13 protein-coding genes and 2 pseudogenes are annotated in these 15095 nt (G+C 53.5%); 10 read left to right on the plus strand and 5 right to left on the minus strand.

Features of this window, described 5'->3' with window-relative positions; all coding sequences use genetic code 11:
* Window positions 1-19: 19 nt before the first annotated feature.
* Window positions 20-1843, plus strand: coding sequence for a glutamine--fructose-6-phosphate transaminase (isomerizing) (gene glmS, locus J7395_RS20705; protein WP_209223586.1), 1824 nt, complete (start codon window positions 20-22; stop codon window positions 1841-1843).
* A 124-nt stretch (window positions 1844-1967) separates the two neighbouring features.
* On the opposite strand, the gene J7395_RS20710 is transcribed toward glmS, so the two are convergent.
* Window positions 1968-2882, minus strand: a complete 915-nt coding sequence (locus tag J7395_RS20710) for a bile acid:sodium symporter family protein (protein ID WP_348541254.1) — start codon at window positions 2880-2882, stop codon at window positions 1968-1970.
* 372 nt (window positions 2883-3254) lie between these two features.
* Here J7395_RS20710 and J7395_RS20715 point away from each other — a divergent pair, with 372 nt between their 5' ends.
* From J7395_RS20715 to groL, 3 genes are all read left to right on the plus strand, one after another.
* On the plus strand, window positions 3255-4370 hold the full coding sequence (locus J7395_RS20715) for a PQQ-dependent sugar dehydrogenase (RefSeq protein ID WP_209223588.1): 1116 nt from the start codon (window positions 3255-3257) through the stop codon (window positions 4368-4370).
* Between the two features lie 297 nt (window positions 4371-4667).
* On the plus strand, window positions 4668-4955 hold the full coding sequence (groES, locus tag J7395_RS20720; protein ID WP_007090384.1) for a co-chaperone GroES: 288 nt from the start codon (window positions 4668-4670) through the stop codon (window positions 4953-4955).
* Window positions 4956-5014: 59 nt separating this feature from the next.
* Window positions 5015-6670: a chaperonin GroEL gene (gene groL / locus J7395_RS20725; RefSeq protein ID WP_062952040.1), complete on the plus strand. Its 1656-nt coding sequence runs from the start codon at window positions 5015-5017 to the stop codon at window positions 6668-6670.
* A 121-nt stretch (window positions 6671-6791) separates the two neighbouring features.
* Here groL and J7395_RS20730 read toward each other — a convergent pair whose 3' ends face one another.
* Complete coding sequence (locus J7395_RS20730) at window positions 6792-7886, minus strand: NADH:flavin oxidoreductase/NADH oxidase (RefSeq protein WP_209223590.1); 1095 nt, start codon at window positions 7884-7886, stop codon at window positions 6792-6794.
* A 311-nt stretch (window positions 7887-8197) separates the two neighbouring features.
* Here J7395_RS20730 and J7395_RS20735 point away from each other — a divergent pair, with 311 nt between their 5' ends.
* Window positions 8198-8701, plus strand: coding sequence for an Hsp20/alpha crystallin family protein (locus J7395_RS20735; protein WP_209223592.1), 504 nt, complete (start codon window positions 8198-8200; stop codon window positions 8699-8701).
* An 81-nt stretch (window positions 8702-8782) separates the two neighbouring features.
* On the opposite strand, the gene J7395_RS20740 is transcribed toward J7395_RS20735, so the two are convergent.
* The gene (locus J7395_RS20740; protein ID WP_209223594.1) at window positions 8783-9886 is read right to left on the minus strand and encodes a PLP-dependent cysteine synthase family protein; all 1104 of its coding nucleotides are present in this window, start codon (window positions 9884-9886) and stop codon (window positions 8783-8785) included.
* A 184-nt stretch (window positions 9887-10070) separates the two neighbouring features.
* Here J7395_RS20740 and fliN point away from each other — a divergent pair, with 184 nt between their 5' ends.
* Both fliN and J7395_RS20750 read left to right on the plus strand, forming a co-directional pair.
* On the plus strand, window positions 10071-10373 hold the full coding sequence (gene fliN, locus J7395_RS20745; protein ID WP_062952044.1) for a flagellar motor switch protein FliN: 303 nt from the start codon (window positions 10071-10073) through the stop codon (window positions 10371-10373).
* A gap of 205 nt (window positions 10374-10578) precedes the next feature.
* A complete protein-coding gene (locus tag J7395_RS20750; RefSeq protein WP_247742334.1) occupies window positions 10579-12006 on the plus strand; it encodes a PQQ-binding-like beta-propeller repeat protein in 1428 nt (475 codons plus the stop codon).
* Window positions 12007-12317: 311 nt separating this feature from the next.
* Here J7395_RS20750 and cadR read toward each other — a convergent pair whose 3' ends face one another.
* Window positions 12318-12725, minus strand: a complete 408-nt coding sequence (gene cadR / locus J7395_RS20755) for a Cd(II)/Pb(II)-responsive transcriptional regulator (protein ID WP_004364961.1) — start codon at window positions 12723-12725, stop codon at window positions 12318-12320.
* 95 nt (window positions 12726-12820) lie between these two features.
* On the opposite strand from cadR, the gene J7395_RS20760 reads away from it, so the two are divergent.
* The 3 genes and pseudogenes from J7395_RS20760 to J7395_RS20770 all read left to right on the plus strand — a co-directional run.
* Window positions 12821-13717, plus strand: a complete 897-nt coding sequence (locus J7395_RS20760) for a cation transporter (protein ID WP_004574643.1) — start codon at window positions 12821-12823, stop codon at window positions 13715-13717.
* A 3-nt stretch (window positions 13718-13720) separates the two neighbouring features.
* Window positions 13721-14233 carry a signal peptidase II gene (gene lspA / locus J7395_RS20765; RefSeq protein WP_004863699.1) on the plus strand — a complete coding sequence of 171 codons (513 nt, stop codon included), beginning with the start codon at window positions 13721-13723 and terminating at the stop codon, window positions 14231-14233.
* A 21-nt stretch (window positions 14234-14254) separates the two neighbouring features.
* Window positions 14255-14974: pseudogene (locus tag J7395_RS20770) on the plus strand (ISL3-like element ISPpu12 family transposase); the annotation flags it as partial.
* Here the strand turns inward: J7395_RS20770 and J7395_RS20775 are convergent.
* Window positions 14969-15095, minus strand: a pseudogene (locus J7395_RS20775) (IS481 family transposase); the annotation flags it as partial. The pseudogenes J7395_RS20770 and J7395_RS20775 sit on opposite strands and share 6 nt — an antisense overlap.

The raw sequence follows: 15095 nt of genomic DNA on the forward strand, positions 1-15095 counted from the left end.
CGACGGGGAAGACAGTAATATGTGCGGCATTATCGGCATTATCGGCAAGAACAGCGTCAGCGACCGTATTCTTGAGGGGCTCAAGCGGCTTGAATATCGTGGCTATGACAGTGCCGGGATTGCAACGCTTGTGAATGGTCATATCGACCGTCGCCGTGCCGAGGGCAAGCTGATCAATCTTGCCAACCGTCTTGTTGAACAACCGTTGTCGGGCGATGTCGGGATTGGTCACACCCGTTGGGCAACGCATGGTGTGCCGACTGAAAACAATGCCCATCCGCACACTGACGGCAAGGTCGCAGTGGTGCATAACGGCATCATCGAAAATTATCAGGAAATCAAGGCGGAGCTTTCCAGCAAGGGCCGGGTTTTTGCCACGGATACCGATACCGAGGTTATCGTTCATCTTGTGTCTGAATTCCTTGATCAGGGCAAATCGCCGCGTGATGCGGTTGCCGCCACCTTGCATCGCATCGAGGGTGCCTTTGCACTGGTGATCATGATTGCCGGGCAGCATGACGTGATTTTCGGTGCGCGCCGTGGTACGCCGCTTGCGGTTGGTCTGGGCGAGGGCGAGATGTATCTTGGATCGGACGCCATGGCACTGTCGCACCTGACGAACAAGCTGATTTACCTTGAAGAAGGTGATTGGGTCGAAGTGACCCGCGATGGTGTTCAGGTCCGTGACGAGCATGACAATGACGTTACCCGCGAAACCAAGCTGTCGGCTGTTTCCGGGGCCATGATGGGCAAGGGTAACTATAACCATTTCATGCAGAAGGAAATTTTTGAACAGCCAGCAGTGATCGGCGATACTCTGCATGCGTTCATCAATCCGGCGACGCGCACGATCAAACTGCCTGATATGCCGTTTTCGTTTAATGATGTCAGCCGATTGACGATTGTCGCGTGTGGCACGTCCTACTATGCCGGTATGGTGGCAAAGCACTGGATCGAACGTTACGCCGGACTGGGCGTTGATATCGATATTGCGTCTGAATTCCGCTATCGCTGCCCGCCGCTTCCCAAAGGGGGCGTCGCGCTCTTCCTTTCGCAGTCGGGCGAGACGCTTGATACCCTGGCGGCCCTTCGTTATGCCAAGTCCAAGGGGCAGAAAATCGTTTCCATCGTCAATGTGGCGGAAAGCACGATTGCACGCGAAAGTGATGTGGTCTTGCTAACTTATGCCGGTCCGGAAATCGGGGTGGCTTCGACCAAGGCATTCACGACGCAGTTAACCGTTCTCGCCTGCCTTGCGGTGACGATCGGACGTGATAACGGCACCCTTGCCAAGGACGAAGAGGCCGCCATTGTCAATGCGTTGACCGAAGTGCCAAAACATGCGGCGGAAGTTCTTCATCATGACAATGAGATCCGCGAGCTTGCGATCAATATTGCAGATGCACGCGATGTGCTTTATCTGGGGCGTGGTCTTGGCTATCCGATTGCGATGGAAGGGGCACTCAAGCTTAAGGAAATTTCCTATATCCACGCCGAAGGATATGCTGCAGGCGAGATGAAGCACGGCCCGATTGCCCTGATTGATCAGTCGGTACCGATCATCGTGATTGCGCCGTCTGACGAGCTGTTTGAAAAAACTGCATCGAACATGCAGGAAGCGGCCGCACGCGGCGGGCGGGTGATTTTCCTTTCCGATGCAGAGGGGCTTGCGAAGCTTGGCGATATGGCATCCTCCACGGTCGAACTGCCAAAGGTTGCCGATTTCGTCGCACCGATCCTTTATACGATTCCGGTTCAGATGCTGGCGTATCATCTGGCTGTTCACAAGGGGACGGATGTCGATCAGCCGCGTAACTTGGCCAAGTCGGTTACGGTGGAATAGGCGGACCGGCAAATAACTAAATAAAAGAAACGGGCGGTGACATAAACTGTCACCGCCCGTTTCTTTTAAGGATGTTCCTTCACGGAGAATGTGTCACGCTGATTTCGAATGGTCTTCAGCAGAACTATTTTGCATCGTCTGCAATTGGTTTGCGGCTCCAGTATCCGGCAAGAAGGGAGCCCGAAATATTGTGCCAGACGCTGAAAAGCGTACCGGGAAGGGCAGCTGTCGGGGTGAAAAATTTCAGTGCCAGAGCCGTGGCAAGGCCGGAATTCTGCAGGCCGACTTCAAAGGCAATGGTGCGGCAAATCTTGCGGTCAAATCCAAGCAGGGCTGTGATGCCGTAACCAAGAGCAAGACCGATGGCATTGTGCAGGATAACGGCAAAAGCGACAATCAGACCGACCGTAGCGATCTTGCCGGCATTGAGAGCAACAACAATTGCAATGATCAGAAGGATCGCGAACATCGAGACATAGGGGAAAAGCCCTTCGATTTTGCGGATCCATTTCGAAGCGAATTCATTCAGCGCCACTCCGATCGCAACAGGGACAAGAACCACCTGAAGAAGCGTCATCAGCATCGGTTGAACCGGTACATCAATGCTTTGCCCGGCAAAGAAGGATGCCAGAACCGGGGTCAGGAAAACACCGATAATGGTTGAAGCCGCGGTCATCGAAATCGACAGCGCCGTATCCCCTTTGGCCAGATAGCACATGACGTTTGACGATGTTCCACCTGCAACGCTACCGACCAGCAGCATGCCGATCATCAGTTCAGGTCCGAAACCAAATAGGGTTGCTACAGTCCATGCCGCGGCAGGCATGATTAGAAATTGCAGCACTACTCCAACCGCCATTGCTTTGCGGCTTTTTGCAACATTTGCAAAATCGCGCGTGGTCAGTGTCAGGCCCATTGCCAGCATAATGACCGTTAGAAGCGGGATGATCGCCCCACTCATGGATGTAAAAGCCCCCGGTACAAAATAGGCCAGCAACGACAGAAGTGCGGCCCATAGAGGGAAAAGTTGAAGAAGCACGGATGTTCCTCCTGCCCGTTTGTGTTTGTGTTGTGTAATTGGAGTATTCAACGGTCTGGGTGTGTTCAAACCTGTATCGCAGATACCCGTTATCTAAGCGTTTGATCTGTATACAACATTTTGCGTTACAGCAAGCGACGTATGGTCCTTTCCAATACTGAGATTTGCTTCACACTCACAAGGTTGTGTTGGGGAACGTCCTTGCCTCGGCCACGTTTGGATAACAATCATCAATATTCAGGCAAGGATCGGGGACACGGGGCTGAAGATCTTATGCGCTGAGCATGTTCCCTGTCTGACATAGAAGGAGAGGCCGCAATGATATATGTTGCAGCAGACCACAGAAAGGCAGTCTTTGCGGGTGCTGTGATAATGACAGTATTTGCAATTGTCCCATTTGCCTGTGCTCAAGGTGCTGAAATCCACCGTGAACAGACCGGGTATGGCACAATCATTGTCGAAGAAGTCGCAACCGGTCTTAATCATCCTTGGGCGATGGCTTTTCTGCCGGATGGATCGGCCCTGATTACCGAACGGGAAGGTGAACTTCGCCTGATGAAACCGGATGGAAGCTTGTCCGCGGGGCTAAGTGGCGTGCCCGAGGTTTATGCTTCGGGGCAGGGCGGGTTGCTTGATGTTGCGCTTGATCCCGATTTTGAAAGCAACCGACAGATTTATCTGAGTTACGCCGAACCGCGCAGTCAGGGAGAAAATGCGACGGCGGTGGCGCGTGCGGTTCTTGATGCCAGCAACAAGTGGCTATCGAACGTCGAAGTCATCTTTCAACAGCAACCATCCTATAGCGGCAACAAGCATTTTGGATCGCGGCTGGTATTTGCGCCGGACGGCAATCTGTTTGTGACGTTGGGTGAACGGTCTTCATTGCGAGACGAGGCACAAAACCTGAGCAATCATCTTGGAGCGGTCGTGCGTATTGCACCGGACGGTTCCGTGCCGGATGACAATCCATTTGTCGAGCAGGACGGGGTAATGCCAGAAATCTGGACTTATGGCCATCGTAATCCGCAAGGCGCGGCATTGAACCCTGAAAGCGGGGAGTTATGGCTTCATGAACACGGCCCCCGCGGCGGAGACGAGGTGAACATAGCCGAAGCCGGCAAGAATTATGGCTGGCCGGTTATAACCCACGGGCAGGAGTATTTTGGTGGCGAGATAGGTGTCGGCACAGAAAAAGAAGGCATGGAACAGCCAATCCATTATTGGGTCCCCTCTATCGCACCATCGGGCATGGCATTTTATACCGGTGATGAGGTAGATGAATGGCAGGGGGATATCTTTGTCGGGGCGCTCGCCGGTCGTTTGCTGGCACGACTGGACCGGGATGGCGACCGGATTACCGGCGAGGAAAGAATGCTAGAGGATTTGGGGGAACGTATCCGTGATGTTCGTATGGGGCCGGATGGCATGATATATTTACTGACGGATTCCCCGTCGGGACGGGTTCTGCGTATCCGTGCCGGTGAATAAGGCGGCATATCGTCTTGGCCTATGGGGGCATCCGTGATAGCAGTTGGGTAGCATTGCGGTTCGCCAGCAAAAGATGATATTTCTTCATCTGATCTACGGTGGTAACCGATGGTTTCGCAAGCGCGAGAAAATCCCTGAAATCATGACATTTTTGCGTCCTTTTGCTCTCTTCTGTTGACAAATTCCGATAGCTTCAATACATGCTGTTAGCACTCGCCGGGGGTGAGTGCTAATACGGGCTCATCCCGGTTAGTTTTGTACTTAATCGAGCCATACTTAAACACGGAGTTGTCTAACATGAAGTTCCGTCCGTTACATGATCGTGTGCTGGTGCGTCGTGTCGAATCCGACACCAAGACTGCCGGTGGCATCATTATCCCGGATACCGCGAAAGAAAAACCGCAGGAAGGCGAGATCATCGCTGTCGGTTCCGGTGTTCGCAAAGAAGACGGCTCGCTTGTCGCGCTTGACGTCAAGGCTGGTGACAAGGTTCTGTTCGGCAAATGGTCGGGCACCGAAGTCAAGGTCGATGGCGAAGAGCTGCTGATCATGAAAGAGTCCGACATTATGGGCATCATGGAATAAGTCAGCCTTCTGGTGACTTAAATCCACGTTCATCCGTCTCATAGAGAGGAAAGAATATTATGGCTGCTAAAGAAGTAAAATTCTCCACCGACGCACGCGCGAAAATGCTGCGTGGTGTCGACATCCTTGCTGATGCCGTTAAAGTGACGCTTGGCCCGAAAGGCCGTAACGTTGTCATCGAAAAGTCCTTCGGCGCACCGCGCGTGACCAAGGACGGTGTTTCGGTCGCCAAGGAAATCGAACTTTCTGACAAGTTCGAAAACATGGGCGCACAGATGCTGCGCGAAGTGGCTTCCAAAACCGCCGATCTGGCTGGTGACGGCACCACCACTGCAACCGTTCTCGCACAGGCAATCGTTCGTGAAGGCAACAAATCCGTTGCTGCCGGCATGAACCCGATGGACCTGAAACGCGGTATTGATCTTGCGACCACCAAAGTAATCGAAGCCATCCAGGGCCGTGCACGTAAGGTGTCGGGCAAGGATGAGATTGCTCAGGTCGGTAACATTTCGGCTAACGGTGACCGTGAAGTCGGCGACATGATCGCTGAAGCCATGGAAAAGGTTGGCAACGAAGGCGTTATCACCGTCGAGGAAGCCAAAGGCCTGCACACTGAACTCGACGTTGTCGAAGGCATGCAGTTCGACCGTGGTTACCTGTCGCCGTACTTCGTAACCAATCCGGAAAAGATGGTCGCGGAACTCGACAACCCGTATGTTCTTCTGTTCGACAAAAAAGTTTCCTCGCTGCAGCCGCTGCTGCCGCTTCTGGAAGCTGCCGTTCAGTCGGGCAAGCCGCTTCTTATCATTGCTGAAGACGTCGAAGGCGAAGCTCTTGCAACGCTGGTCGTCAACAAGCTGCGTGGTGGTCTGAAAATCGCTGCTGTCAAAGCACCGGGCTTCGGCGACCGTCGCAAAGCAATGCTCGAAGACATCGCCATCCTTACCGGTGGTCAGGTTGTCTCCGAAGATCTCGGCATCAAGCTTGAGAGCGTTACGCTCGATATGCTTGGTACCGCGAAGTCGATCACCATCACCAAAGAAGAAACCACCATTGTTGATGGTGCCGGTGAGAAAGCCCAGATCGAAGCCCGCGTTGGCCAGATCCGTGCACAGATCGAAGAAACCTCTTCGGATTACGACCGTGAAAAACTGCAGGAACGTCTGGCGAAACTCGCTGGCGGTGTTGCCGTGATCAAAATCGGTGGTGCTTCGGAAATCGAAGTGAAAGAACGCAAAGACCGCGTTGATGATGCCCTGCACGCAACCCGCGCTGCTGTCGAAGAAGGCATTGTTGCTGGTGGTGGTACGGCCCTACTGTACGCAACCCGTGCTCTTGACGGTCTTGAAGGTGCAAACCACGACCAGACCATCGGTGTCGACATCGTTCGTCGCGCACTGCAGGCTCCGGTCCGTCAGATCGCTCAGAACGCAGGTGTTGATGGCGCGGTTGTCGCTGGCAAGCTGCTTGAGCAGGATGATGTTGAATTCGGCTTCGATGCCCAGAAAGGTGAATACACCAATTTGGTCAAAGCTGGCATCATCGATCCGGCCAAAGTTGTTCGTACTGCCCTGCAGGACGCAGCATCGGTCGCAGGTCTGCTGATCACCACCGAATGCATGATCGCTGAAAAGCCGGAAGACAAATCCTCCGGTGGCGCGCCTGACATGGGCGGCATGGGTGGTATGGGCGGCATGGGCGGCATGGGCTTCTAAGCTTTACCACCAACCGACCTTCTCACTACGGAAAGGGCCTCGCACTGCGAGGCCCTTTTTGTTTCGGTATCGATTGAGATAAAATCCCCGCAAGCAGATAGGATGGCAGGGGTTTTCCGGATTAACCGAACAGTTTTTTCAGCGTTCTTGGCTGACAGCGCAGATACTGATTGGCAGCCTTGACCTCGGCACCAAGTGCTGCAGCAGCATGCCAGGGCCAGCGTGGGTCATAGAGTATGCCGCGCGCAAGCGCTATGGCATCGGCCTGACCGGTGAAGACGATGGCTTCTGCCTGTTCTGGTTCCGTGATCAGGCCAACCGCGATGGTGGTCATGCCGGTTTCCGATTTGATGCGTTCCGCAAAGGGAACCTGATAGTTCGGACCAAGGGGGATTTTCTGGTCAATGTGAAGACCGCCGGATGATACATCGATAAAATCGCAGCCGCGTTCCTTGAGGACGCGTGCCAGTTGGACGCTCTGGTCAATATCCCAGCCGCCCTCGACCCAGTCGGATGCCGAAATGCGAATGCCGACCGGTTTGGAAGGATCGAACGCGGCGCGAACTGCATCATAAACCTCGATCACTATCCGCATGCGGTTTTCAAGCGATCCGCCATAGTCATCCTGACGTTTGTTGGAATGCGGCGACAGGAATTGATGCAGCAAATAGCCATGTGCCGCATGAACCTCGATCGCGTCAATACCAAGGCGATCCGCACGCTTTGTAGCGTCCGCGAAGCTCTGAACGATTTCTCGAATACGTGACGTGCTTAGGGCTTCGGGTTCTGGGTCACCTGCACGGAACGGAACTTTAGACGGTGCAACAACCTGCCAGCCATTTTTGTGATCTGGCACGATGGCACCACCACCATCCCAGGGCTTTTCGCAGGATGCTTTGCGTCCGGCATGGGCAAGCTGAATGGCAATCGGCATATCGGAATGGCTGCGTACAGCGGTAACGGTTTTGCCAAGAGCTGCTTCGGTTTCATCATCCCACAATCCAACATCACCATAGGTAATGCGACCTTCCGGTTCGATTGCGGTGGCTTCTATAATCAGAAGACCGGCGCCTGATTGGGCCAAATTGCCCAGATGCATGTCATGCCATGCGGTAAACTTTCCGTTCTCGGCGGAATACTGGCACATCGGTGCGATGACAATGCGGTTTTCCAGTTCAAGCTTGCCAATGGAGAGCGGCGTAAAAAGGTGGCTCATAGGAGGTGTCCTGTATCAGTGGGGGCAGGGGTTCCTGTCGACAATGACATGAAGCTAGTTGGAAATTGCTGATCGCGCCATAGGGACCCAAGGGTTTTCCGCCTTGTGGAATGATCGGGCAGATAAGGGCAGGGAGGATGGTGAAGTAAGGTGCAAAATTTTTTTTCAAAAAAATGCGCGGGCCTACTTGCGGAAAAATCGCCCTGATCTATTTGTTGAATTGAAGGGCCACGGTGGCCTTGTACGCGTCAGGGTTGCAGCATGACTGGACCTGCGACGCAAGAACTACCTGTCTGTTTAGGAGGGTAATTATGACTGGTCTTCAGACTGTAAATGGTACTGCTCGTCGTTTGGCTTCGCGTCCGGCATATGGTGATCCGTTTGGTGTTTTCGGACGTGATTTTGATTGTATGATCGGCTCGATCTTTGGACGTGACGGGCTTGTGAATTCTGCCGATACAAATGGCAATGAAGCGCCGCAAAAGCTTTTGACCCCGCGTATCGATGTCCATGAGACAGATGACAATATCGAACTTTCCGCCGAACTCCCGGGTGTTGAACAGGGCGATGTTGATGTCTCGGTGCTTGAAGGTGTCCTGACGATTACGGGTGAAAAGAAATCAACCCGTGAAAGCAATGATGGTGCCCGCGTTGTCGAACGCACCTATGGCAGCTTCAAACGTTCATTCCGTCTGCCCGATACCGTCGATGCAGACAAGATTGCGGCATCGTTCAAGAACGGTGTCCTGACGCTCACTCTCCCTAAAGTAGCGGAAGTGAAGCCGGAGCCGCGCAAGATCGCGATTTCGGGCTAAGTTTTGCCTCAACCTTGATGAAGCACCTGAACGGGCGGAGAAATCCGCCCGTCTTTTTTGTTTCCAGTCACATGGCGATGGTCAGTGAGCCGTGCAGCAATCCATCGGCATTTCAAACACACCGGTTTTATCAAAGGCTTCGAGGGCCGCATACCAAGGTGCAAGGTCGATACCCTGTCTGGCGATCCAGTCCGGGTTGTAATAGGTGTCGCGATAGCGGTCACCGCCATCACACAGCAGGGTCACGACTGATCCGGTCTCACCGGCCTTTTTCATCTGACTGATCAGTGACAGGGTGGCGATCAGGTTAGTGCCGGTCGACCCGCCACAACGACGGCCCATGTGTCTTTCGAGATATTGCAGGGCGGCAAAACTGCCGGCATCAGGCACCCGGATCATGTGATCAACCACAGTCGGGTTGAAACTGGGTTCGACCCGGGGGCGGCCGATGCCTTCGACGCGCGATGCTTTTTCCCCGGTGATATCGCATTTACCGGTTTCGTAGGCATCATAGAAAACCGAGTTTTCCGGGTCGGCGACGCAAAGTTCGCATCCCATGCCAAGGATCTGTCCGTAACGGATATAGCGGCCGATGGTCGAAGATGTCCCGCCCGTACCGGCACCGACCACGATCCAGCGCGGAACCGGATGGGGTTCGCGTTTGAGCTGATCAAAGATACTTTCGGCGATATTGTTGTTGCCTCGCCAATCGGTTGCGCGTTCGGCATAGGTGAACTGATCCATGTAATGGCCGCCCAGCTCGCGCGCGAGGCGCTGTGATTCGGCATAAATCTGACCGCTGTGATCGACCAGATGGCTTTCGCCGCCATAAAAGGCTATCTGATCGATTTTCTGCTGCGACGTTGATTTAGGCATCACGGCAATGAAGCGCAGCCCCAGAAGGCGGGCAAAATAGGCTTCGGACACGGCAGTGGAGCCGCTTGATGCCTCGATGATCGGGGTGTCTTTGGATATCCAGCCATTGCAAAGGCCATACAGGAACAACGAGCGCGCCAGACGGTGTTTCAGGCTGCCGGAAGGATGGGTCGATTCATCCTTCAGGTAAAGCCCAATGCCATCAAGTGACGGCAGATCAAGACGGATCAGATGGGTGTCGGCAGACCGGTTGAAGTCCGCTTCGATGATGTTGATGGCATCAGCCACCCATTGGCGATCGTAGCTCATGAAAAGTCCTGTATTTCTGTTTGGCGCTGGTGACGCGGATCGTTGAAGGTTTCTTGATGTAGGCGATTATTATACAGAAAACTACCGTAAATTTTACGAATAAGCTTGCTAACACTTTTTTCAAAGCTAACCTCTAGAATAGAGTTTAACGATTCTTCCACTTTATCCGGGTGATCTGGTTACCATGGCCAATAACGACGACGATCCCTTTGCCAAACGTCATGCCGCATCTGAAATCGGGGCGGCGTATGATGTGCCGGTACGCGTATCGACGGTGATCGGCAAAAGCCAGATTCAGGTCGCGCAATTGATGCGCCTGACCCGTGGTGCTGTACTTGAACTGGATCGCAAGGTCGGGGAACCGGTTGATATTTACGTCAACAACCGGCTGGTGGCGCGCGGCGAACTTGTCGTTGTTGATGAAAACCTTGGCGTAACGATCACCGAAGTTGTCAAGTCCGGCACTATTATTGAGACCCATCACTAGGCCATTTCCGGATAAATTCCAAATGGCTGCTGACCACCGGATTTATTCAAACCGGTGGTTTTTTATTTTTTTTTCAAACGCTTGTTGGAACCGGGATACGCGTTTGCACGTTTCCGAATGAATGCCAATATTGCCTTTAGCCTGCCATCTTGTGGCCAAAGGCTGTGTTGGTATGTCCCGCTTTTTGTGCAACGAGGACAATCTCATGATCAATATTCTGACATCCGGGTTGATGGCTTTGATCGGATTGGCGCTTGGTGCAGGTGGCGTCTGGCTGATTTTGCTGGGCGGTAGCTGGTATTATGCGCTGGCCGGATTGGCGTTTCTGATTGCCGCAGCCCTATCATTTGCAAAGCGCCCTGTCGTTTTACCGTTTTACGCCCTTTTCATGCTTGCAAGCCTTGGTTGGGCTGTTTGGGAAGTCGGGTTTGACTGGTGGCAATTGGGGCCGCGTGGTGGTTTGACCGTCCTGATCGGTGTGTGGCTGGCAATGCCGGTCTATCGCAAGACACTTTCGGTCGGACAGCCGGTGCCGGAAGTCAAGCCGGCACGATCATTCGTTCTGGAAGGCAGTGTTGTCCTGGCGATTGTCGTTGCTGTGTATTCAATGATGAATAATCCCAACGCGATCGAAGGCCAGCTTAATAACACCCCGGTCGTCAGCAACCCGAATCTGGGCGGCGATGTTCCGGCAGGCGATTGGCATCAATATGGACGTACGCCTTATGGGCAACGTTATTCGCCACTTGATCAGATCAATGCCGATAACGTTTCGACCCTTGAGCAGGCCTGGGTCTTTCAGACCGGCGATGTAAGGCGGTCCGAGGATGTGCCTGAAACAACCTATCAGGTGACGCCACTTAAGATCAAAGACACGCTTTATCTTTGCACACCGCATAGCTGGGCAATAGCGATTGATGCCAAAACCGGGCAGGAAAAATGGCGGTTCAATCCAGAGGTCCCCGACAATACGGACCGACAGCATCAAACATGTCGAGGAGTAACTTATTATCAGGATAGCGCGATGGCTGCGGATGCGCCCTGTGCATCACGGGTGTATCTGCCGACATCGGATGCGCGTCTGATTGCCCTTGATGCCAATAACGGCGAGGTTTGCCCGGACTTTGGTGATCAGGGGACCGTGCATCTGGAAGAAGGCATGCCTTATAATCCGGCCGGATACTATTATTCGACCTCGCCGCCGGTTATTGCCGATGGCAAGATCATTATTGGCGGGGCGGTGAATGACAATTATTCGACCAAATCGCAGTCTGGCGTCATTCGTGCTTATGACGTTGATAGTGGGGAATTGATCTGGAATTGGGATTCCGGCAATCCGGAACAGACTGAACCAATTCCCGAAGGTCAGACCTATACCGCCAATTCGCCCAATAGCTGGTCGGTGTCGAGTGCTGACGAGGAACTCGGCATGATCTATGTGCCGCTTGGCAACAAAGTGCCCGATCAACTGGGCATGGGGCGCAGCGAAGAAGTAGAAACCTATTCATCCTCGATCGTTGCGCTTAGCCTTGAAACCGGGCAGGTTCAGTGGGTACGCCAGACGGTGCATCATGACCTTTGGGATATGGATGTTCCGGCCCAGCCCGCATTGTTTATATTACATTTAATATAGTTCGTTATTATTCAGATCTCTGATTTAAAAGAGTAAATACAAGTATATTATTATTTTTGTTCATACAAAAACTGTTCAGTCAAATTGTATAGGCGGTTAGAAGATAAATGCATCAACACTGACTCGATGAAAATAGATTGGCCAATTGATGATGATCGCATGTATGTAACCCTACAATGTAAATATACAGGATTGCATCTATCAGTGCGTAAACTCGAAATTATGGGTAAGCGGATTAAATGGTTGATCTTACCTTTGCATGAGAGTGAGACAGACCGGCATCTCATCGGATTATCTGGTTGATGCTTCACCTACTGCTGGTGCATGTTTCCTTCGCTAATTCCAGCAAGAACCCCACACGCCTCAACTTCCCGGTCATCGTTGCAACTCGCTCTCAGTGAAACGAGTTGTTTCTCAAGCGCTTGCAGAGCGGTTATCTGCGACCGCACATGAGAGATGTGATCATCGAGCAAGGCGTTGACGGCGGTACAAGGCTGATGAGGGTCGTCCTGATAGCTCTGTAGTTCGTGAATCTCAGCCAGTGACAGGCCCAGGATTCTGCAGCGACGGATGAAGGCCAGCCCCTCACCATGCTTCTCGGTATAGACACGGTAACCGTTGTCCTGCCGATCAGGCGGCGGCAACAAGCCCTGCTGTTCATAGAAGCGGATCGTCTGTGTTTCGACCCCTACCAACTGCGCCAACTGACCAATGCGCATCAGCCTCCTCCCCAACGGATTCTTTACTCTATTGACCTTATAGTAGCTTTATAGTTTTAAATGGTACCACAACATTGTTCAAGTGGAGTCGTATCATGAGCAAATCCTGTGGTGGCGCCTGTGGCGGTGATGCAACGTCCGCAGCGGATACCGATATACAGGCCTCCTCCGAGGCGCCAGGGAGATGGGTCAGTGTTTATGCCGTGCCGAAGATGGACTGTCCATCAGAAGAACGAATGATTCGCCTAGCCCTGAACGGCTTTGAGGAGATTCGGGCGCTGTCCTTCGACTTGTCGAACCGCCGGCTGAAGGTCGTGCATGACGGCGAGGTCGAGCCCGTCACCTCGAAACTGAAGACCTTGGGGCTAGGCGCCTCGCTTCAGGAAACCGTCGCTGCAAATCCGGAGACCATCAAGGCCGCCGAGTTTTCGGCAGCTTCTGCTAAGCAAGAATCCGGGACCCTGCGCTGGTTGCTCGGCATCAATGCACTTCTGTTCGTGGTGGAAATGACTGCCGGTCTGATCGCCCAGTCCACCGGCCTGATTGGAGAATCCCTGGACAATTTTGCCGATGCGGCGGTGTACGGGCTTGCCCTTTATGCGGTTGGACATAGCGTGAAAATGCAGGTACGTGCCGCGCATCTTGCTGGTGTACTGCAACTGATCTTGGCTGTGGGCGTGCTCGTAGAGGTGGTGAGACGCTTTGTATTCGGTAGTGAGCCTGAATCGCTGGTGATGATGGCTATCGCATTCGTCGCATTGATTGCCAATACCAGTTGTCTGCTGCTCATATCCAAACATCGGGAAGGCGGGGCGCACATGAAGGCAAGCTGGATATTCTCGGCCAACGACGTGGTGATCAACCTGGGGGTCATCACCGCCGGCGCCCTGGTCGCGTGGACCGGTTCCAATTATCCGGATCTGATTATCGGCACCATCGCGGGGGGCATTGTACTTAACGGTGCCAGACGCATTTTGGCGTTGAAGGGTTAAATAATGCTCATTATTGGCAAAAAGCTCTCGCCGTATGCCCTATTGTCCATATCGGGCCTGCTGGCAGCGTCTGATCAGGCTGTAAAGTGGCTGGTGCAGCAATCAATGGCCTATGGCGAGTATGTTTCGGTGACCCCGTTCTTTAACTGGGTGCACCTATGGAACACCGGTGCCGCATTCAGTCTTTTTGCGAATGGTGGAGGCTGGCAGCGCTACTTTTTTATCGGAATCGCGGTAGTGGTCTCGATTTTTCTGATCAAGCTGATCCTTGAAAATCGTCATAAAGGAGAAGCCATCGCTTACAGTCTTATCCTCGGTGGCGCCATGGGCAACCTGATTGACCGGGTCTTTCGCGGCTATGTTGTGGATTCCTTTGATTTCTATTGGCGAGACTGGCATTGGCCGGCCTTCAACCTGGCTGATATTGCAATTGTCCTCGGTGCCTTACTTTTCGTTTCCAGCAGCTTGTTGGGTAAAAAAGCAAACACCAATGCCGAGCCGGATGGATCTGACTGACACCTACGCCTATACAACACCATGACCGAACTTCCCGACAACATCCTTCACCTGCCGCAATACCAAGTACTGGGCTGCAAATCAACCGACGACGAAATGCACTTCCAGGTGGACGTGCCCGATCCCATCGCCTGCGAGGAATGCGGCGTGCAGGGTGAGTTCGTACGGTTCGGCAAGCGTGACGTTCCCTATCGTGATCTGCCCATCCACGGCAAGCGGGTCACTCTCTGGGTGGTCCGCCGCCGATACACCTGCCGGGCCTGCAAGACAACATTCAGGCCCCAGCTACCGGAGATGGTGGACGGATTCCGTATGACACTGCGGCTGCATGAGTACGTGGAGAAGGAATCCTTCAACCACCCCTACACCTTTGTGGCGGCACAGACCGGCCTGGACGAGAAGACGGTGCGCGACATCTTCAACGCCCGCGCCGAGTTCCTGGGGCGCTGGCACCGCTTCGAGACGCCCCGCATCCTGGGCATTGACGAGCTATACCTGAACAAGCGCTACCGCTGCATTCTGACCAACATTGAGGAGCGAACCCTGCTCGACCTGCTGGCCACCCGCCGCCAGGACGTGGTGACCAACTACCTGATGAAGCTGAAAGACCGGCAGAAGGTCGAGATCGTCAGCATGGACATGTGGAACCCCTACCGGGCAGCGGTCAAGGCTGTGCTGCCCCAGGCCCGTATCGTGGTCGATAAGTTCCATGTGGTGCGCATGGCCAACGATGCCCTAGATGTGGAACCTCAATAGGTTGTCCCGGTTTAGGCCGAGACGACTGATAGGAGTCTTGTCTTTTATCCCGCCGTGCGGTCTGTGCCAATTGTAGAGATGGACCCAGAGGGGCAGGTTTTTTGCG

Source organism: Thalassospira sp. A3_1 (genome assembly GCF_017744215.1).
GTDB classification, from domain to species: domain Bacteria; phylum Pseudomonadota; class Alphaproteobacteria; order Rhodospirillales; family Thalassospiraceae; genus Thalassospira; species Thalassospira lucentensis_A.